The 20,334-nt window shown below is 63.6% G+C and carries 17 protein-coding genes; 12 read left to right on the top strand and 5 right to left on the bottom strand.

The annotated features are described in order from the left end of the window. Positions 1-74: 74 nt before the first annotated feature. The 5 genes from ACODSJ_RS12890 to ydcS all read right to left on the bottom strand — a co-directional run bounded on the left by ACODSJ_RS12890 (position 75) and on the right by ydcS (position 5,729). Positions 75-1,499, bottom strand: a complete 1,425-nt coding sequence (locus ACODSJ_RS12890; RefSeq protein ID WP_489102088.1) for a gamma-aminobutyraldehyde dehydrogenase — start codon at positions 1,497-1,499, stop codon at positions 75-77. A 59-nt stretch (positions 1,500-1,558) separates the two neighbouring features. Next, the gene (locus ACODSJ_RS12885) at positions 1,559-2,377 is read right to left on the bottom strand and encodes an ABC transporter permease (RefSeq protein ID WP_489102087.1); all 819 of its coding nucleotides are present in this window, start codon (positions 2,375-2,377) and stop codon (positions 1,559-1,561) included. Further along, positions 2,367-3,314, bottom strand: coding sequence for an ABC transporter permease (locus tag ACODSJ_RS12880; RefSeq protein WP_489102086.1), 948 nt, complete (start codon positions 3,312-3,314; stop codon positions 2,367-2,369). Before ACODSJ_RS12880 ends, ACODSJ_RS12885 begins: the two co-directional genes overlap by 11 nt. A 1-nt stretch (position 3,315) precedes the next feature. After that, positions 3,316-4,353, bottom strand: coding sequence for an ABC transporter ATP-binding protein (locus tag ACODSJ_RS12875; protein WP_489102085.1), 1,038 nt, complete (start codon positions 4,351-4,353; stop codon positions 3,316-3,318). A 224-nt stretch (positions 4,354-4,577) separates the two neighbouring features. Continuing rightward, the gene (gene ydcS / locus ACODSJ_RS12870; protein ID WP_489102084.1) at positions 4,578-5,729 is read right to left on the bottom strand and encodes a putative ABC transporter substrate-binding protein YdcS; all 1,152 of its coding nucleotides are present in this window, start codon (positions 5,727-5,729) and stop codon (positions 4,578-4,580) included. Positions 5,730-6,003: 274 nt separating this feature from the next. Here ydcS and ACODSJ_RS12865 point away from each other — a divergent pair, with 274 nt between their 5' ends. The 12 genes from ACODSJ_RS12865 to ACODSJ_RS12810 all read left to right on the top strand — a co-directional run bounded on the left by ACODSJ_RS12865 (position 6,004) and on the right by ACODSJ_RS12810 (position 20,268). After that, positions 6,004-7,626, top strand: coding sequence for a methyl-accepting chemotaxis protein (locus tag ACODSJ_RS12865; protein WP_489102083.1), 1,623 nt, complete (start codon positions 6,004-6,006; stop codon positions 7,624-7,626). After that, a complete protein-coding gene (locus tag ACODSJ_RS12860; RefSeq protein WP_489102082.1) occupies positions 7,626-8,162 on the top strand; it encodes a chemotaxis protein CheW in 537 nt (178 codons plus the stop codon). The genes ACODSJ_RS12865 and ACODSJ_RS12860 overlap by 1 nt, the downstream gene beginning before the upstream one ends. Next, positions 8,159-9,442 (top strand): CheR family methyltransferase, encoded by a 1,284-nt coding sequence (locus ACODSJ_RS12855; protein ID WP_489102081.1) that lies wholly within the window; start codon positions 8,159-8,161, stop codon positions 9,440-9,442. The genes ACODSJ_RS12860 and ACODSJ_RS12855 overlap by 4 nt, the downstream gene beginning before the upstream one ends. Beyond that, positions 9,439-10,110 carry a chemotaxis protein CheW gene (locus tag ACODSJ_RS12850; RefSeq protein ID WP_489102080.1) on the top strand — a complete coding sequence of 224 codons (672 nt, stop codon included), beginning with the start codon at positions 9,439-9,441 and terminating at the stop codon, positions 10,108-10,110. The genes ACODSJ_RS12855 and ACODSJ_RS12850 overlap by 4 nt, the downstream gene beginning before the upstream one ends. Beyond that, a complete protein-coding gene (locus ACODSJ_RS12845) occupies positions 10,107-12,389 on the top strand; it encodes a hybrid sensor histidine kinase/response regulator (protein ID WP_489102079.1) in 2,283 nt (760 codons plus the stop codon). Before ACODSJ_RS12850 ends, ACODSJ_RS12845 begins: the two co-directional genes overlap by 4 nt. Then, positions 12,386-13,396 (top strand): chemotaxis response regulator protein-glutamate methylesterase, encoded by a 1,011-nt coding sequence (locus ACODSJ_RS12840; RefSeq protein WP_489102078.1) that lies wholly within the window; start codon positions 12,386-12,388, stop codon positions 13,394-13,396. Before ACODSJ_RS12845 ends, ACODSJ_RS12840 begins: the two co-directional genes overlap by 4 nt. Before the next feature lie 45 nt (positions 13,397-13,441). Beyond that, positions 13,442-14,443, top strand: a complete 1,002-nt coding sequence (locus tag ACODSJ_RS12835) for a diguanylate cyclase domain-containing protein (RefSeq protein ID WP_489102077.1) — start codon at positions 13,442-13,444, stop codon at positions 14,441-14,443. Positions 14,444-14,716: 273 nt separating this feature from the next. Next, a protein-coding gene (prfB, locus tag ACODSJ_RS12830; RefSeq protein WP_489102076.1) for a peptide chain release factor 2 occupies positions 14,717-15,812 on the top strand; the annotation gives its coding sequence in 2 pieces (ribosomal slippage) (positions 14,717-14,788 and positions 14,790-15,812; 1,095 coding nt in all). A gap of 112 nt (positions 15,813-15,924) precedes the next feature. Further along, the gene (gene lysS / locus ACODSJ_RS12825; protein ID WP_489102075.1) at positions 15,925-17,427 is read left to right on the top strand and encodes a lysine--tRNA ligase; all 1,503 of its coding nucleotides are present in this window, start codon (positions 15,925-15,927) and stop codon (positions 17,425-17,427) included. 101 nt (positions 17,428-17,528) lie between these two features. Next, positions 17,529-18,245 (top strand): TetR/AcrR family transcriptional regulator, encoded by a 717-nt coding sequence (locus tag ACODSJ_RS12820; protein ID WP_489102074.1) that lies wholly within the window; start codon positions 17,529-17,531, stop codon positions 18,243-18,245. Between the two features lie 157 nt (positions 18,246-18,402). Then, the gene (locus ACODSJ_RS12815; RefSeq protein ID WP_489102073.1) at positions 18,403-18,954 is read left to right on the top strand and encodes a hypothetical protein; all 552 of its coding nucleotides are present in this window, start codon (positions 18,403-18,405) and stop codon (positions 18,952-18,954) included. A 36-nt stretch (positions 18,955-18,990) separates the two neighbouring features. Next, positions 18,991-20,268 carry a flavohemoglobin expression-modulating QEGLA motif protein gene (locus tag ACODSJ_RS12810; protein WP_489102072.1) on the top strand — a complete coding sequence of 426 codons (1,278 nt, stop codon included), beginning with the start codon at positions 18,991-18,993 and terminating at the stop codon, positions 20,266-20,268. Positions 20,269-20,334 lie beyond the last annotated feature (66 nt).

Below are 20,334 nucleotides of genomic sequence, written 5' to 3'. Positions count from 1 at the left end.
CACCGATCGACGAAAACCTTAGCAGGACGAGGGCAGGGGAGGCGCGAGCATGTGTTGCCAACGTTGTCTCGTTTTCAATGCTTGAACATCACATGCCGCACCACCGTGTAATCCTCTAACCCATACATGGACATGTCCTTGCCATAGCCGGAACGTTTCTGACCGCCATGGGGCATTTCGCTGACGAGCATGAAGTGGGTGTTCACCCAGGTGCAGCCGTACTGCAGGCGTGCCGACAGGCGATGGGCGCGGCCGATGTCGGCGGTCCACACCGATGAAGCCAGGCCGTAATCCGAATCGTTGGCCCAGGCCAGCACTTGCGCTTCGTCGAGGAACGGCGTGACGGACACCACCGGTCCGAAGACCTCTCGGCGGACGATTTCGTCATCTTGCTGGGCGTCGGCCAGCACCGTCGGCTCGAAGAAGAACCCGTTGCCGTCCACAGCCTTGCCACCCGTGACCAGGCGGATGTGCGGCTGGGTGATGGCCCGTTCGACGAACCCGGCCACGCGGTCACGGTGCTGGGCGGTGATCAACGGGCCCATCTCGGTGTCGGGGGCAGTTTGCAGGCCGTACTTGATGCTGCCCACCGCGGCGCCGAGTTTTTCGACAAAGCGCTCGTAGATGCCTTGCTGGGCATAGATGCGGCAAGCGGCGGTGCAGTCCTGGCCGGCGTTGTAGAAACCGAAGGTGCGGATGCCTTCCACGGCGGCATCGATGTCGGCATCGTCGAAGATGATCACCGGGGCCTTGCCGCCCAGTTCCATGTGGGTGCGCTTGACGCTGTCGGCGGTGCTGGAAATGATGTTCGAGCCGGTGGCAATGGAGCCGGTCAGCGACACCATGCGCACTTTCGGATGCGTGACCAGTGGCTGGCCAACGCTTGGCCCACGGCCGAAGATCACGTTGAGTACGCCGGCGGGGAAAATTTCCGACGCCAGTTCCGCCAGGCGCAGCGCCGTCAGGGGTGTCTGTTCAGATGGCTTGAGCACCACGGTATTGCCGGCGGCCAGGGCCGGGGCGATTTTCCAGGCGACCATCATCAGCGGGTAGTTCCACGGCGCGATGGAGGCGATGACGCCCACCGGATCGCGGCGGGTCATCGACGTATGCCCCGGCAGGTATTCGCCGCCCGCCGAGCCCGTCATGCAGCGGCTGGCCCCGGCGAAAAAGCGGAACACATCGGCAATCGCCGGGATCTCGTCGTTCAGGGCGGCGCTCAGGGGTTTGCCGCAGTTGTCCGACTCCAGTTTCGCCAGTTCCTCGCCGTGGGCTTCGATGGTGTCGGCCAGCTTGAGCAGCAACAGGGAACGGTCCTTTGGACTGACTTGCGACCAGCTTTCGAAGGCGCTGTCGGCGGCGCGAACGGCCGCGTCGACCTGCGCTTCGCTGGCTTCGTTGATCTCCACCAGCACCCGTCCCAGCGCCGGGTTGAACACCGCCTGGCCCGGGCCCTCGCCATTGACCAGGTGGCCGTTGATCAGCAGTTTGGTTTGCATGTCCGTGTCCTCTTGAATTTTGTTTGTAACTCCCACAGGGGCCGGTTCCACAGTGACATCTATTTCCCTCCACTCCCCGCCACGCTCTCACCCCCGCGAGTCAGGTAGTAGGCACCCAATATAGGCAACATCGTCACCAGCATCACCAGCATCGCCACGACATTGGTCACCGGCACATCCCGTGGGCGGCTGAGCTGGTTGAGCAGCCACAGCGGCAAGGTGCGTTCGTGGCCGGCGGTGAAGGTGGTGACGATGATTTCGTCGAACGACAGCGCGAACGCCAACATCCCGCCGGCCAGCAGCGCCGAGCCGAGGTTGGGCAGGATGATGTAGCGAAAGGTCTGCCAGCCGTCGGCGCCCAGGTCCATCGAGGCCTCGATCAGGCTGTGGGAGGTACGGCGCAGGCGCGCGATGACGTTGTTGTAGACGATCACCACGCAAAACGTCGCGTGGCCGACGACGATGGTGAACAACCCCGGCTCGATCCCCAGGGTCTTGAAGGTCGCCAGCAAGGCGATGCCGGTGATGATCCCCGGCAGGGCGATGGGCAGGATCAGCATCAGCGAAATGCCCTGCTTGCCGAAGAAGTCGCGACGGTACAGCGCGGCCGAAGCCAGCGTGCCGAGCACCAGGGCGATCAGCGTGGCGATGGCCGCGACTTGCAACGACAGCTTGATCGCCTCCAGCACATCCGGGCGCGCGAAGGCCACGCTGAACCACTTCAGGGTCAAGCCCTTGGGCGGAAAACTGAACGCGGCGTCCTCGGTGTTGAAGGCATAGAGGAAGATGATCAGGATCGGGAAGTGCAGGAACACCAGCCCGCCCCACGCCGCGACGCGCAAGCCCCACGAGGCCCGGTCTTGAGAGTCAGAGCGCATCGAAAGCTCCCAGTCGCTTGACGATGGACAGGTAGAGGGCAATCAGCACGATAGGCACCAGGGTGAACGCGGCCGCCATGGGCATGTTGCCGATGGCTCCCTGCTGGGCATACACCATGCTGCCGACAAAGTAGCCCGGCGGGCCCACCAGTTGCGGCACGATGAAATCCCCCAGGGTCAGCGAGAAGGTGAAGATCGAGCCGGCGGCGATGCCCGGGATCGACAGCGGCAGGATCACCTGCATGAACGTCTGGCGTGGCCTGGCGCCCAGATCCGCCGAGGCTTGCAGCAGCGATGGCGGCAGGCGTTCCAGGGAGGCCTGGATCGGCAGGATCATGAACGGCAGCCAGATGTAGACGAACACCAGGAAACGCCCCAGGTGTGACGTGGACAATGTGCTGCCGCCCACCCCAGGAATGCCCAGCACCCCTTGCAGGGCCGGCTCGAGCTCCAGGTGCTGGACGAACCATTGCGCCACGCCGCCCTTGGCCAGCAGAAGCGTCCAGGCATAGGCCTTGACGATGTAGCTGGCCCACATCGGCAGCATGACCGCGATGTAGAAAAATGCCTTGGTCTTGCCGCTGGTGTAGCGCGCCATGTAGTAGGCAATCGGGAAGGCGACGGTGGCGCTGGCGATAGACACCACGATGGCCATGCTCAGGGTGCGCAGGATGATGTCGAAGTTCGAGGGCTGGAACAGCGCGGTGAAATTGGCCAGGGTCAGGTCCGGCGTGACCGTCATGGTGAAGTCGTCGAAGGTGTAGAAGCCCTGCCAGAGCAAGGTCAGCAGCGAACCCAGGTAGATCGCGCCGAACCAGATCAGCGGCGGTACCAGCAGCAACGACAGGTACAGGTTGGGGCGCCGGTACAGCAGGTTGGAAAAACGTCGCAACGGTGAGCCGGGCGTGGGCGCCGGGGGGATGGCCAGTGCGTTCATGTCACACCTCGCTCGGCGCGCTGTCGTGCAGCGCGATCATCGCTTCACGGGCCCAGCGCACACTCAACTGCTGGCCCGTCTGGTGCTGGGTACTGTTGTCGTTCCACTGGGTGTTGGCCTGGCTGATGTTCAGGGTTTGGCCGTTCGCCAGTTTCAGTTCGTAGCGCGTGGCGCTGCCCTGGTACTGGATGTCGTGGAGCAGGCCCCGTACTTCGATTTCATCGCCGGCCAGCGGCCCTTCGGCGAAACGCACGTGTTCCGGGCGAATCGAAAAGGGCTGTGGATAACCGCTCAATTCGCGGGCCAGCTCACCACGGATCACGTTGGAGGTGCCGACGAATTCGGCAACGAAGGGGGTGGCCGGTTTCATGTACAGGTTGCGCGGGGTGTCGACCTGTTCGATGCGTCCCTTGTTGAACACCGCCACGCGGTCGGACATCGACAGCGCTTCGGTCTGGTCGTGGGTGACGAAAATGAAGGTGATGCCCAGCTGCCGTTGCAGTTTCTTCAGCTCGCCCTGCATCTGTTCGCGCAGCTTCAGGTCCAGGGCGCCCAGGGGTTCATCGAGCAGCAACACCCGCGGGCGATTGACCAGCGCGCGGGCCAGGGCCACGCGCTGGCGCTGACCACCGGAGAGCTGCACCGGTTTGCGTTCGCCGTAGCCGGCCAGGGCCACCATCTCCAGCGCCTCCTCGGCGCGCTTGATGCGTTCGGCCTTGGGCACGCCCTTGACCTTCAGGCCGTAGGCCACGTTGTCGCGCACGTTCATGTGGGGGAAGAGGGCGTAGTCCTGGAAGACCGTATTGACGTCGCGTTGATAGGGCGCCAGGCCCGTGGCCTCTTCGCCATGGATGCGGATCGAGCCGGCGCTGGGCTGTTCGAACCCGGCGATCAGGCGCAGGCAGGTGGTCTTGCCCGAACCGGAGGGCCCGAGCATGGAAAAGAACTCGCCGTCCTGGATGTCGATAGAAACCCGGTCCACGGCCTTCACCTCGCCGAACTGACGGGAAACCTGGGTGAATTGGACTGCAAGCGTCATGGTGCGGGGCTCCAGAAAGCATGAGTTCTGTTGATGCATGGCTGGGTTGTCGGGCACGGATCTGTGGCTGCACCCTGTGGGAGCAAGGCTTGCCCGCGATGAGGGAGACGCGGTCCTCCTGGGAACCGAGGTGCCTTCATCGCGAGCAAGCTTTGCTCCCACCGAACTTTCACGGTCGCACAAGGACAGCGTTCACCTTCACTTACTTGGCAGTTGGGCGAACCTCAGCGCCCGCCCATGATCGCAATGTAGTCCTGGGTCCAGCGGCTGTACGGCACGAACTTGCCGCCCTCGGCCTGTGGGGTTTTCCAGAAGGCGATCTTGTCGAATTGGTCGAAACCGTTGGTCTTGCAGCCTTCGGCGCCCAGCAGTTCGCTGCCCTTGCAGGCCGCCGGCACTGCCGGCAACGAACCGAACCAGGCCGCGACGTCACCCTGGACTTTCGGTTGCAGCGACCAGTCCATCCATTTATAGGCGCAGTTGGGGTGCTTGGCCTCGGCATGGAGCATCGTCGTGTCGGCCCAGCCCGTGGCACCTTCTTTCGGGATCGTCGAGGCGATCGGTTGTTTCTCGTTCACCAGGCCGTTGACCTGATACGGCCAGGCACCGGACGCGACCACGCCTTCGTTCTTGAAGTCACTCATCTGCACGGTGGTGTCGTGCCAGTAACGGTGAATCAACGGTTGCTGGGCCCGCAGCAGGTCCAGCACGGCCTTGTACTGGGCCTCGTCGAGCTGGTAGGGGTCCTTGATGCCCAGCTCAGGCTTGGCGCTCTTGAGGTAGAGCGCCGCGTCGGCAATGTAGATCGGGCCGTCGTAGGCTTGCACCCGCCCCTTGTTGGGCTTGCCGTCGGGCAGGTTCTGGGCGTTGAACAGCACGCCCCAGCTGGTGGGCGCTTTCTTGAAGACGTCAGTGTTGTACATCAGCACGTTCGGTCCCCACTGGTAGGGGCTGCCGTAGGTTTGCTGGTTGACCACGTACCAGGGCGCATCCTTGAGGCGCGGGTCGAGGTTCTTCCAGTTGGGGATCAACGCGGTGTTGATCGGTTGTACGCGCTTGCCAGCGATCAGGCGCAACGAGGCATCGCCCGAGGCAGTGACCAGGTCGTAACCGCCCTTGGCCATCAGGCTGACCATTTCATCGGACGTGGCGGCGGTCTTCACATTGACCTTGCAACCGGTCTCCTTTTCGAAGCCGGTGACCCAGTCGTAGGCCTTGTCGCTCTCGCCGCGTTCGATGTAGCCCGGCCAGGCGACGATATCCAGCTGGCCTTCGCCGGCACCGACGGCCTTGAGCGGTTCGGCGGCCTGCAGGCTGACGCTGGTCAGCAGCGCCGTGGTGATTGCACTGAGCAATACGGTCTTGTGCGCGTACATGGAAATCCCTCTGGCTTTGATTAGGGTCGGGGTCGTCTTGAACGGGGTGAATGCCGTGAATGACCTGCTACTAGCGTAGTGCTGTTATTTGCAGGCGTCAGGCAACCTCTTTTGTGGGAGCGAGCAAGCTCGCAGTGATTTGGGCCGCGCCCCCAAATATTGGACAGTTTTATGCTCGACGCACTTCGCCAAAAAATCATCCCTCTGCGCCATACGGGCCCGACGCCACCCTCGGCTATACTCCCCAGCATTTTCAAGGACCCGAGGTTTTACTGTGAAAAACTGGACGTTGCGCCAACGCATCCTGGCGAGTTTTGCGGTAATCATCGCCATCATGCTGCTCATGGTGGTGGTCTCGTACTCGCGGTTGCTCAAGATCCAGGACAGTGAAGAACGGGTTCGGGTCGACGCGGTGCCAGGGGTGTATTACAGCTCCATGATCCGCGGGGGCTGGGTCGACAGCTACGTCTTGACCCAGCAGATCGTCGGTCTTTCGGGGAACCGCGAAATCAGCGCCGACGACAAGGCGCGCTACCAGGGCTTCGAGCAGCACCTGCGCGACGAAATACAGAACTATCAAAAGCTGATCCAGAACCCGGCCGACCAGGCCTCTTTCGATGAGTTCGAGAACAATCACCAGGCGTTCAACCTGGCCATGGCGAAGGTTCTGGACCTTTACCAGCGCAAGGACTACGAAGGTGCGCGGCAGGCGTTGGAGAAAGAGCTGACGCCGGCCTGGATCGGCGGCCGCACGCATCTGAACCACATCATCGAGCGCAATCGCGAACTGGCGGAAGGGGCCACCCAGACCATCGACGATGCCGTGACGGCCGCCTATGTCGCCATGGGCCTGGCGTTTCTCGTCGCGCTGATCATCGCCGTGCTCTGCGGGCTCTTGCTGATGCGGGCGATCATGGCGCCGATGAACCGCATCGTGGAAATCCTCGGGATCATGCGCAGCGGTGACCTGAGCGGGCGCCTGGACCTGGCGCGCAAGGACGAGTTCGGTGCCGTGCAGACCGGTTTCAACGATATGATGGCCGAGCTGACGTCGCTGGTGTCCCAGGCCCAGCGCTCGTCGGTGCAGGTCACCACCTCGGTGACCGAGATCGCCGCCACCTCACGCCAGCAACAGGCCACGGCCACCGAAACGGCGGCCACCACCACTGAGATCGGTGCGACGTCCCGGGAAATCGCCGCCACCTCGCGGGACCTGGTGCGCACCATGACCGAAGTCTCCACCGCCGCCGACCAGGCCTCGGTGGCCGCCGGTTCCGGCCAGCAAGGGCTGGCGCGGATGGAAGAAACCATGCATTCGGTCATGGGCGCCGCCGACCTGGTGAACGCCAAGCTGGCGATCCTCAACGAGAAGGCCGGCAACATCAACCAGGTGGTGGTGACCATCGTCAAGGTGGCCGACCAGACCAACCTGCTGTCCCTCAATGCCGCCATCGAGGCCGAGAAGGCCGGAGAGTACGGGCGCGGTTTCGCCGTGGTTGCCACGGAGGTGCGACGCCTGGCCGACCAGACCGCCGTCGCTACCTACGACATCGAGCAGATGGTGCGCGAGATCCAGTCTGCGGTGTCGGCCGGGGTGATGGGCATGGACAAGTTCTCCGAAGAGGTGCGCCGCGGCATGGCCGAGGTGCAGCAGGTTGGTGAGCAACTGTCGCAGATCATCCATCAGGTCCAGGCGCTGGCGCCGCGGGTGCTGATGGTCAATGAAGGCATGCAGGCCCAGGCCACGGGGGCCGAGCAGATCAACCATGCGCTGGTCCAACTGGGCGATGCCAGCAGCCAGACGGTCGAGTCCTTGCGCCAGGCCAGTTCGGCGATTGACGAACTGAGCCAAGTGGCCGTGGGGCTGCGTAGCGGCGTCTCGCGTTTCAAAGTCTGATGGGCGAACTCGAGCCCCGGCGTGATGCCGCCTCGGCGGCCCGCCACGCGTTGTTCCTGGTGTTTTGCATCGGCAACGAGCGCTATGCCCTGCAGGCCATCGACGTGGTGGAAGTCTTGCCGCGCCTGCCGCTCAAGCCTATCGCCCGGGCGCCGTCCTGGGTGGCTGGGGTGTTTGCCTGGCGCGGGCGCGTGGTGCCGGTGATCGACCTGTGTTCCTTGACGTTCGGCCAGGGCGCCGAGGTCCGCACCAGCACACGGCTGGTGCTGGTGCACTACCGACCCGACGCGCGACAGCCCGGGCAGGTGCTGGGGCTGATCCTGGAGCAGGCCACCGACACCTTGCGTTGCGATCCGGCGGATTTCCAACCCTATGGCCTGGAGAACCGGTTGGCGCCGTACCTCGGGCCGGTGCGCCAAGACGCCCAAGGGCTGCTGCAATGGGTGCGGGTCAACGACCTGCTCGACGACTCGGTGCGTGCCGTGCTGTTTCCCTCGCCGCCGTTGAACCTCGATGACTTGCAGGCCCTGCCATGAACGATGACACGCGTTTTTTCGTGTTCCTCAAGGATCGCATCGGCCTGGATGTCACCTCCGTCGGCACCGCCATCATCGAGCGGGCCGTGCGCCAGCGCATCCTTGCCCAGCCTGGACGGACCGCCGACGAATATTGGCAGTGCCTGCAACAGTCGGCTGACGAACAGCACGCGCTGATCGAGGCGGTGATCGTCCCGGAGACCTGGTTCTTCCGTTACCCCGAATCCTTCGCGACCCTCGCCCGGCTGGCGGTCAAGCGCCTCACCGAGATCCGGCACCTGCGCGCCTTGCGCATCCTCAGCTTGCCGTGTTCCACCGGTGAAGAACCCTATTCCATCGCCATGGCCTTGCTCGATGCGGGCCTTGCGCCACATCAGTTCAAGATCGACGGCCTGGACGTCAGCCCGCTGTCGGTGGCGCGGGCCCGGGAAGCTCGCTATGGCAGGAACTCCTTTCGCGGTGCCGACTTGGGGTTTCGCGAACGCCATTTCGTCGCCGAAGGGGAAAGCTATTGCCTCAGCGAGCGGGTGCGCGAGCAGGTGCGCCTGCAAGTGGGTAACCTGTTGGACCCCACCTTGCTGGCGAACGAGCCGCCCTACGATTTCGTGTTCTGCCGCAACCTGCTGATCTATTTCGATCAGCCGACCCAGCGCCTGGTGTTCGAAGTCCTCAAGCGCCTGACCCAGCAGGACGGCGTGCTGTTCATCGGCCCGGCGGAGGGCAGCTTGCTGGGACGGCTGGGCATGCGTTCGATCGGCGTCGCCCAGTCATTTGCCTTCAGCCGCCAAGGGCTGCCGCCGCCTGCGCCGCCACCCATGTCGGTGCTAATGCCGACCCCGCTGCCGGTTCGCCCGCCGCCGCAGGCGGTCCCTCCGGTCGCTCGGCCACAGCCCTTTGCCGCCCGCCCCTCTGTCACCAGTGCGCCGCCTAAGGTCGAATCCAAGGGCAACGATGCCGCCGCGTTACTGGCGAGCATCGCCGACCTGGCCAACAGCGGAAAAAGCGCCGAGGCCCGTGCCGCCTGCGAACAGTACTTGCGCAGCCATGAACCCAAGGCCCAGGTCTTTTACTGGCTGGGCCTGCTCAGCGACATGGCCGGCAATGCCCTCCAAGCCCAGGGCTTCTACCGCAAGGCGCTCTATCTTGAACCGCAACACGCCGAAGCCCTGGTGCATCTGGCCGCGCTGCTGGCTTCTCAGGGAGACGAGGCTGCAGCCCGTCGATTGCAGGAACGTGCCGCCCGCAGCGGGCGCACGGCAGACAGTGAGCGTAGACGATGAGCGGTTCGGCTTTTTACAACGTAACCCATGACGATGCCCAGGCCATCGACGATTGCTGGAATCGCATCGGCGTGCATGGCGACAGATCCTGTCCATTGCTGGCCGAACACATCCATTGCCGCAACTGTTCGGTGTATTCGGCGGCCGCCACCCGCTTGCTCGACCGCTACGCCTTGCAGCAGGACGACCGGGACCTGGCCGGTGCCCCGGTGGACGTCGACATCGTTACGCGTTCGCTGCTGGTGTTCCGCCTGGGCGAAGAGTGGCTGGGCCTGCCCACCCGCAGCCTGGTGGAAGTCGCACCGTTGCAGCCGATCCATTCCTTGCCCCACCAGCGTTCACGGGCCCTGCTTGGCGTGGTGAATGTGCGCGGGGCGCTGGTGGCCTGCCTGTCGCTGGTGGAGTTGTTGGACCTGGAACCCGGTGGGCCGCTGGTCCCGGGCGGGCGGATCATGCCGCGCCTGCTGATTGTCGCCGCCCAGGGCGGTCCGGTGGTGGTGCCGGTGGACGAGGTGGACGGCATCCACGCCATCGACGAGCGCATCCTGGCGAGCGCTTCGCAAGCGTCCGGCAAATACACCCGCGGTGTCTTGCAATACCGGGGCCGCAGCCTGCGCTGGCTGGACGAGGAACAATTGCTGTCCGCCGTGACCCGGAGCCTGTCATGAATCCCGATCAGATGCGCGACGCCTCGTTGCTGGAGCTGTTCAGCCTGGAAGCCGAAGCCCAGACCCAAGTGCTGAGCAGCGGGTTGCTGGCCCTGGAGCGCGATCCGACCCAGGCCGAACACCTTGAGTCGTGCATGCGCGCGGCCCATTCCCTCAAGGGCGCCGCACGGATCGTCGGAGTGGACGCCGGAGTCAGCGTGGCGCATGTCATGGAAGACTGCCTGGTCAGCGCCCAGGAGCGACGGCTGCTCTTGAGGGCTGAACACATCGACGCCTTGTTGCAGGGCACCGACCTGCTGACCCGCATCGCGACCCCTGGAAACGGCGTTGCACAAACGGACATCGACGCCTACGTGGCGCTGCTCGGGCTCTTGCTCGATCCCGCGGCCGTGCCGGCGCCGACGGTCACGCCCAACGTCCAGGCGCCCGCCGAGCCTGAGCCCGTGCCCGTCGCGCCCATGCCCGTCGAGCTGTCTGAGCCTGAACCGGTCGCGCCCGTGGAGCCGGCAACCAAGCACAAGCACATGACCGAGGGCGGCGAACGGGTCTTGCGGGTCACGGCCGAACGCCTCAACAGCTTGCTGGACCTGTCGAGCAAATCCCTGGTGGAAACCCAGCGCCTCAAGCCCTGGCTGGCGACGATGCAACGGCTCAAGCGCCAGCAGAGCAACGGCTTGCGCGCCTTGGAAGAACTCAACGTACACCTCAAGGACCACGCCCTGAGCCTCCAGGCCCAGGAAGCCCTCGGCGATGCCCGGCGCCTGCTGGCCGAAACCCAGCAAGTGCTGGCGGAGAAAACCGCCGAGCTGGATGAGTTCGCCTGGCAGGCCAGCCAGCGCGCGCAGGTGTTGTACGACACGGCATTAGCATGTCGCATGCGGCCGTTTGCCGACGTGCTTTTTGGGCAGGCGCGCATGGTCCGTGACCTGGGCCGCAGCCTGGGCAAGCAGGTACGCCTGGAGATTGAAGGGGAGAAAACCCAGGTCGATCGCGATGTGCTGGAGAAACTCGAAGCACCGCTGACCCACTTGCTGCGCAACGCCGTGGACCATGGCATCGAGGCCCCGGAGCAACGGGTGCTGGCCGGCAAGCCGGCCGAAGGCCTGATCCGCCTGCGGGCCTCCCACCAGGCCGGCCTGCTGGTGCTGGAACTGGCAGACGACGGCGCCGGCGTGGACCTGGAGCGGGTTCGCCGCAGCATCGTCGAGCGTGGACTTTCCCAGCAGCAGACCGCGGCCAGCATGAGCGAAGAGGAATTGCTGAGCTTCCTGTTCCTGCCTGGCTTCAGCCTGCGCGAGCAGGTCACCGAAGTGTCCGGGCGCGGTGTCGGTCTCGACGCCGTCCAGCACATGGTCCGGCAGTTGCGCGGTGCGGTGGTGCTGGAGCAGACGGCGGGCCAGGGCAGCCGCTTCCATCTTGAGGTGCCGCTGACGCTGTCGGTGGTGCGCAGCCTGGTGGTGGAGGTTGGCCAGGAAGCCTATGCCTTTCCCCTGGCGCACATCGAACGCATGTGCGACCTGGCGCCGGACGACATCGTCCAGGTCGAGGGTCGCCAGCATTTCTGGCACGAGGGCCGGCATATCGGGCTGGTCGCCGCCAGCCAGTTGCTCAATCGCCCCGCGTCACAGGGCAGCGGCCAGTCCCTCAAGGTCGTGGTCATCCGCGAGCGCGAGACTATCTATGGCGTCGCGGTGGAGCGCTTCATCGGCGAGCGAACCCTGGTGGTCCTGCCGCTGGACGAGCGCCTGGGCAAGGTCCAGGACATTTCCGCCGGTGCCTTGCTCGACGATGGCTCGGTGGTGTTGATCGTCGATGTCGAAGACCTGCTGCGCTCGGTGGACAAACTGCTCGATACCGGGCGCCTGGAGCGTATCGCCCGGCAGGACCAGGCCCAGGCCGCGCGCAAACGCATCCTGGTGGTGGACGACTCCCTCACCGTGCGCGAGCTGCAACGCAAGCTACTCCTCAATCGCGGCTACGACGTGGCGGTTGCGGTGGATGGCATGGACGGTTGGAACGCCCTGCGCTCGGAGGCCTTCGACCTGCTGATCACCGACATTGACATGCCGCGCATGGACGGTATCGAGCTGGTCTCGTTGCTGCGGCGCGACAGCCGCTTGCAATCGCTGCCGGTGATGGTGGTGTCCTACAAGGACCGCGAGGAAGATCGCCGCCGTGGCCTGGACGCCGGAGCCGACTATTATCTAGCCAAGGCGAGTTTCCATGACGACGCCTTGCTCGACGCCGTGGTCGAATTGATTGGAGGAGCACGCGCTTGAAGGTCGCCATCGTCAATGACATGCCCCTGGCGGTCGAGGCCCTGCGCCGAGCACTGGCGTTCGAGCCGGCGCATCAACTGGTCTGGGTGGCGGCCAACGGGGTGGAAGCCGTCCAGCGCTGCGCCGAATACACCCCGGACTTGATCCTGATGGACCTGTTCATGCCGATCATGGATGGCGTGGAGGCCACCCGGCGGATCATGGCCGAAACCCCGTGCGCCATTGTGATCGTCACGGGCGACAGCCAGCAGAACGTCCATCGAGTGTTCGAGGCCATGGGCCATGGCGCGCTGGATGTGGTCGACACGCCGGCCCTGGGCGTTGGCAATCCCGAGGATGCGGCGGCGCCGTTGCTGCGCAAGATCGCCAACATCGGCTGGCTGATCGGTGAGCGCAACAAACATGAACGACCGGCGCTGGCCACCCTGCGCCCGCCCGTGTCGCGTACCAGCCTGGTGGCCATCGGGTCGTCGGCGGGTGGGCCGGCGGCGCTGGAGGTGCTGCTCAAGGCACTGCCGCGCGACTTTGCCCCGGCCATCGTGCTGGTCCAGCATGTGGACGAGGTGTTTGCCGCCGGCATGGCCGAGTGGTTGGGCAGTGTATCGGGTCATCATGTGCGCCTGGCCCGGCAGGGTGAGACGCCCCGAAGCGGCACGGTGTTGCTGGCCGGGACCAACCATCACCTGCGTTTGTTGAAGGACGGTACCCTGGCCTACACCGCTGAACCGGTGAACGAGATCTACCGGCCTTCCATCGACGTGTTTTTTGAAAGTGTCGCCCGCTTCTGGAACGGCGACGCGGCGGGGGTCTTGCTCACTGGCATGGGACGAGACGGCGCCCAGGGGCTTAAACTCATGCGCCAGCAAGGTTGTGTGACCATCGCCCAGGATCAGCGCAGCAGCGCCGTGTATGGGATGCCCAAGGCGGCCGCGGCCATCGACGCCGCCACCCATATTCTTGCCCTGGACGCTATCGCGCCACGGTTGTTGGAGATTTTTACCCAATGATGAACCCCGCCAGCCTTGCCCCCAGCCTTACGCAGGTGAGCCCTCATGACTGAGTTGCAGCTCGACGAATTCAAGAGCGACGAGAACGCCGCCATGGTCCTGCTTGTCGACGATCAGGCGATGATCGGCGAGGCGGTGCGACGCGGGTTGTCGAACGAGGAGAACATCGACTTCCACTTCTGCTCCGACCCGCACCAGGCCATCGCGCATGCGATCCGCATCAAGCCGACGGTCATCCTCCAGGACCTGGTGATGCCTGGTCTCGATGGCCTGAGCCTGGTGCGCGAATACCGTAACCATCCGGCCACCCGCGACATTCCGATCATCGTCCTGTCGACCAAGGAAGACCCGTTGATCAAGAGCGCGGCGTTCGCTGCCGGGGCCAACGACTACCTGGTCAAGTTGCCGGACAACATCGAGTTGGTGGCGCGCATCCGCTATCACTCGCGCTCCTACATCATGCTGTTGCAGCGCGACGCGGCCTACCGTGCCCTGCGGGTCAGCCAGCAACAGTTGCTCGACACCAACCTGGTGCTGCAACGGTTGATGAACTCCGACGGCCTGACCGGGCTGTCGAACCGCCGTCACTTCGATGAGTACCTGGAGCTGGAGTGGAGGCGGGCGATACGCGACCAGAGCCAGTTGTCGCTGTTGATGATCGATGTCGACTACTTCAAGTCCTACAACGACAACTTCGGCCACCTGGAGGGCGACGAAGCCCTGCGCAAGGTCGCGGCGGCGATCCGCGAGGCGTGCAGTCGCCCCTCTGACTTGCCGGCCCGCTACGGCGGCGAGGAATTTGCCCTGGTCCTGCCCAGCACTTCGTCCGGTGGCGCCCGGTTGATGGCCGAGAAACTGCGCCAGAGCGTCGTTGCCTTGAGCATCCCCCATGCCACGCCTGGCGGTGGCGAGCGCCTGACCATCAGCATCGGCGTCTCGACCGTCACCCCGCAGCAGGGCAGCGACTGCCGGCAACTGATCTCGGCGGCGGACAAGGGGCTGTACATGGCCAAGCACAATGGGCGTAACCGGGTGGGGGTTGAATAACGTCGCCACTGGCGAGGCAGCGTTTTGTGGCGAGGGAGCTTGCTCCCGCTGGGGCGCGCAGCGGCCCTGAAGCCAGCTGGCTCGGTGTGTCAGAAAAGTTGAGTCGACGGTTTTTGGGCTGCTGCGCACCCCAGCGGGAGCAAGCTCCCTCGCCACAGGGCCTGTGGCGTACTAAGGAATTGGTGCCCCTAAAGCCGCCAGGCGGGCTGCCGCCGCCGCTTGATTACGTTATACTCGCCGGCTTTCAAAAGTTCACCGCGAGTGCTGCCCGTCATGGAAATCAACCCGATCCTGAACACCATCAAGGACCTGTCCGAGCGCTCCGAAACTATTCGGGGGTATCTTTGACTACGATCAAAAGCATGAGCGTCTGACCGAAGTCAATCGCGAGCTTGAAGATCCGAGTGTCTGGAACAACCCTTCGTACGCCCAGGAGCTGGGCCGCGAGCGTTCGGCGCTGGCGCAGATCGTCGAGACCCTGGACGAATTGTCCAGCGGCCTGGCCGATTGTCGCGACCTGCTGGACATGGCGGTCGAAGAGAACGATGAAGGCGCGGTCGGCGATGTCGTCGCCGAGCTGACACGCCTCGACGAATCCCTGGCCAAGCTGGAGTTCCGCCGCATGTTCAGCGGCGAGATGGACATGAACAACGCCTACCTGGACATCCAGGCCGGCTCCGGCGGCACCGAAGCCCAGGACTGGGCCAACATCCTGTTGCGCATGTACCTGCGCTGGGCGGACAAGCGCGGTTTCGACGCCACCATCATGGAGCTGTCGGCCGGTGAAGTCGCCGGGATCAAGGGCGCCACCGTACACATCAAGGGCGAATACGCCTTTGGCTGGCTGCGGACCGAAATCGGCGTGCACCGCCTGGTGCGCAAGAGCCCGTTCGACTCCGGCAACCGTCGCCACACCTCGTTCTCGGCTGTGTTCGTCTCGCCGGAAATCGATGACAACATCGAGATCGAGATCAATCCGGCGGACCTGCGCATCGACACCTACCGTTCCTCCGGGGCCGGTGGCCAGCACGTTAACACCACCGACTCGGCCGTACGGATTACCCACGTACCGACCAACACCGTGGTCAGCTGCCAGAACGAGCGCTCCCAGCACGCCAACAAAGACACCGCGATGAAAATGCTGCGGGCCCGCCTGTACGAACAGGAAGTGCAGAAGCGCAACGCGGCGTCCCAGGCGCTGGAAGACACCAAGTCGGACATCGGCTGGGGTCACCAGATCCGTTCGTACGTGCTTGACGCCTCGCGGATCAAGGACCTGCGCACCAACATCGAACGCAGCGACTGCGACAAGGTACTCGACGGCGACATCGACGAATACCTGGAAGCAAGCCTCAAGCAAGGCCTGTAAAAGATGCAACGCGGGATCGACTGACACACTGCGATCCCTGTGGGAGCGGGCTTGCCCGCGATCCCCAGCCGCAGGCTGGGGGCAACGAACCTGTGATGGAATCCTTAAAGACATGAGCGACCTAGAACTCGACCCGCAAGCCCTGCAACAGGAAGAAAACTCCCTGATCGCCCTGCGCAAGGAAAAGCTGGCTGCCGAGCGCAACAAGGGCCAGGCCTTCCCCAACGACTTCCGCCGTGACGCGTACTGCGACGTCCTGCAGAAGCAGTATGCGGACGAGACCAAGGAAGAGCTGGCCGAGGCTGCGATTCCCGTCAAGGTGGCCGGTCGTATCATGCTCAACCGTGGTTCGTTCATGGTGATCCAGGACATGAGCGGGCGCATCCAGGTCTACGTCAACCGCAAGACCTTGCCTGAAGAAACCCTGGCCGCCGTCAAGACCTGGGACCTGGGCGACATCATCGCCGCCGAAGGCACCCTGGCCCGTTCCGGCAAGGGCGACCTGTACGTCGAGATGACCAGCGTGCGCCTGCTGACCAAGTCCCTGCGCCCGCTGCCGGACAAGCACCACGGCCTGACCGACACCGAGCAGCGCTATCGCCAGCGCTACGTCGACCTGATCGTCAACGAAGACGTGCGCCAGACGTTCCGCGTGCGCTCCCAGGTGATCGCCCACATCCGCAGTTTCCTGATGAAGCGTGACTTCCTGGAAGTCGAGACGCCGATGCTGCAGACCATTCCCGGCGGTGCGGCGGCCAAGCCGTTCGAGACCCACCACAACGCCCTGGACATGGAAATGTTCCTGCGCATCGCGCCGGAGCTGTACCTCAAGCGCCTGGTGGTCGGTGGCTTTGAAAAGGTCTTCGAGATCAACCGCAACTTCCGTAACGAAGGCGTTTCGACCCGGCACAACCCCGAGTTCACCATGCTCGAGTTCTACCAGGCCTATGCCGACTACGAAGACAACATGGACCTGACCGAGGAACTGTTCCGCGAGCTGGCGCAGCTGGTGCTCGGGACCACCGACGTGCCGTACGGCGACAAGGTGTTCCACTTCGGCGAGCCGTTCGTGCGCCTGTCGGTGTTCGACTCGATCCTCAAGTACAACCCTGAACTGACCGCCGATGACCTGAACGACATCGAGAAGGCACGCGCCATCGCCAAGAAGGCCGGCGCCAAGGTGCTGGGCTTCGAAGGTCTGGGCAAGTTGCAGGTGATGATTTTCGAAGAACTGGTGGAGCACAAGCTGGAACAGCCGCACTTCATCACCCAGTACCCGTTCGAAGTGTCGCCGCTGGCCCGTCGCAACGACGAGAACCCGAGCGTCACCGACCGTTTCGAGCTGTTCATCGGTGGTCGCGAAATCGCCAACGCCTACTCCGAGCTCAATGATGCCGAAGACCAGGCCGAGCGTTTCATGGCCCAGGTGGCCGACAAGGACGCCGGTGACGACGAAGCCATGCACTACGATGCCGATTTCGTCCGCGCCCTGGAGTACGGCATGCCGCCGACCGCCGGCGAAGGTATCGGCATCGATCGCCTGGTGATGTTGTTGACCAACTCGCCGTCGATCCGGGATGTGATTCTCTTCCCGCACATGCGGCCCCAAGCGTAAATGTTTCAACTAAAAAGCCGCCTGGAAGGGCGGCTTTTTATTGCCTGTCTGGTACAAACGTATCAATTGGTTACTTTTGAAAGAGTGAGGAAAGACCTGTCGTGAATCGTGCAATGGCTTCGGAAGGTGCAGCGGGCGTTGCCACTGCTGTCGCTGAAAGTGTTCAGTACCAGGGGCGCAAGGCCAGCCGACAGGGCAGTGAGCAGCGCCGCCAGGAGATTCTCGATGCGGCCATGCGCATTGTGGTGCGCGATGGCGTGCGCGCCGTGCGCCATCGCGCCGTGGCCGCCGAAGCCGGCGTGCCGCTGTCGGCCACCACCTATTACTTCAAGGACATCGATGACCTGCTCACCGATACCTTCGCCCAGTACGTGGAGCGCAGCGCGGCGTTCATGGCCAAGCTGTGGGCCAACAACGAAGGCTTGTTGCGCGAAATGGTCGCCTACGGTGACGGCAGCGCCGAATCGCGTTCGCAACTGGCCGACGACATCGCCCGGATGACCGCCGACTACGTGCAGCGGCAACTGGACAGTCGTCGTGACTACCTGATGGCCGAACAGGCTTTTCGCCAGGAGGCCTTGCTCAACCCGCGCCTGGCGGAACTGGTGCGTTCCCATCAGCAGATCCTGTTGCACGGCACCTGCCAGTTTTTCCAGGTATTGGGCTCGCGCGAACCGCAGCAGGATGCCAAGGTGTTGACGGCGATTATCGGACGGATGGAATATCAGGGCTTGCTCAATGGCGCCGAGCCGGTCGCCGACGAAGACATGCTCGGCATCCTGACCCGCTACATGCACCTGGTACTGGCGTCGGTGTAACCCGTTGTGGGAGTAGGCTATGTGGGAGCAAAGCTTGCTCGCGATGAACGATAACGCGGTCCCTCGATAGGCTGAGGTGCCTTCATCGCGAGCAAGCTTTGCTCCCACACACCTGCTTCTATAAAGGACTAGGCGATGTGTGCCATAGGGAGTTCGAATGAAAGCCTGGCGTGCCGTTGTCCTGGCCGTGTCGCTGTCGCTCAGTGGTTGCCTGGTGTCTTTCAAGGCGCCGTTACCCGACAGCGAGGTTGCGCCCAAGGGCCTGCTCGGACACTGGACCAGCACCAACGCCTGGGGTGAACCGCTGAACCTGGAGCTGACCGAGGTCGGCAAGCATCACTACCAGGCCATCAGTTATTTCCGGGCACGCCCCCAGAAGCGCGAAGCCATTCCCCTGACCGTCTCTCGTCACGGCAGCCGCTGGTACCTGTCGGCCAAGGTGCCGGCGCGCTATGGTGGGCATTTCGTGATTGCCGGTTTCGAACTGACCGATAAGCAGGAGCTGGTGGTCTACAACCTCGACCTGGAGCAGATCAACCAGGCCATCGGCCAGCAGCGCCTCAGCGGCCAGCCGAACCCGAGCGAAGAAGGCGATGGCGTGCTGGTGGACAGCGACATGAGCAAGGTCTTCAGTTACCTCGACGACCCGGCCAATACCGATGTGTTCTCGGAGGCCGTGCGCTACCGGCGGCTGGGCAAAACCCAATAACCGCGGCAGACGGATATTTTTTCACAGGAGCTACGGGTGGACGATTACCAGCAGACAATACGCACCTTGTCCGATCGCATTGTGCTGGCGCAGGCGCCGATTCGCATTCTCGACGCGGTGAAGTGGGACGAGAACGTCCGCAAAGGGTTCCTCAAGGCCAAGGGCAAGGAAATGCCTGCCGTGGACCGCGACTATTACCTCAACCGGCCGCTGTCCTTCGATTCCAGCAAGGTGAAGCTGGAGTTCCAGAACATCGAGCGCGACATCACCCGCCAGCTCGGCCAGTTCAACCCGGTCGGCCAGATCATGCGTCGCATGTGCAAGGAATACCGCATGGTGGTGCGCATGCTCGAAGCGCGTGGCACCGAGGATTTCGGGCTGATTTCCCAGGAACTCTACGGCGCCGCTTCCGACGCGTTCCACGCCGGTGACCCGACCTTGTCGGACCTGGGCCTGATGTTGTCGGACTACCTGAACAACATCGACGGCCGTGGCGACCTCAAGGACGAGCCGAAAGTCCTCAGCGCCAAGGAAGCCGTGGGCTTGCTGCAACATCGTCTCAACCGGGTCTTCGGTGAAGCCGAAGGCACCATCCGGGTGTTCGAGTCCGACGGGATTGTCGCCGACGCAGCGGCCGGCGCGGACTACATCAAGATCCGCTCCGACGCGATGTTCAACGAGCGGGACGTGCGGGCCCTGGAGGTCCACGAGGGCCTGGTACACGTCGGCACCACGCTCAACGGCCTGAACCAGCCGATCTGCACCTTCCTGTCCAAGGGGCCACCCTCGTCCACCGTGACCCAGGAAGGCCTGGCGATCCTGATGGAAATCATCACCTTCGCCTCCTACCCCAGTCGCTTGCGCAAACTCACCAACCGCACGCGGGCCATTCATATGGTGGAGGAGGGCGCCGATTTCCTGCAGGTCTTCGAGTTCTTCCGCGGGCAAGGGTTTGAAATGGCCGAAAGCTACGGCAACGCCAGCCGGGTCTTCCGTGGCTCGGTGCCGACCGGTCTGCCATTCACCAAGGATTTGTCCTACCTCAAGGGCTTCATCATGGTTTACAACTATATTCAGTTGGCCGTGCGCAAAGGCAAGCTGGAACAGGTGCCGCTGCTGTTCTGCGGCAAGACCACCCTTGAGGACATGCGCACCCTGCGACAACTGGTGGACGAGGGCCTGGTCGTACCGCCAAAGTATTTGCCCGAGCAGTTCCGCGACATGAACGCGTTGTCGGCGTGGATGTGTTTCTCCAACTTCTTGAACCACCTGAGCCTGGACCGGATCGAAGCGGATTATTCCAATATCCTTTAACCACAGCGCCACCCTGTGGGAGCGCGCTTGTGTGGGAGCGAGCAAGCCCGCTCCCACAGATGCTCT

The sequence above is a fragment of the Pseudomonas sp. FG6 genome (genome assembly GCF_057809015.1).
Note: the sequence above shows the minus strand (reverse complement) of the source record. Positions and strands in the feature narration are given on the sequence as shown.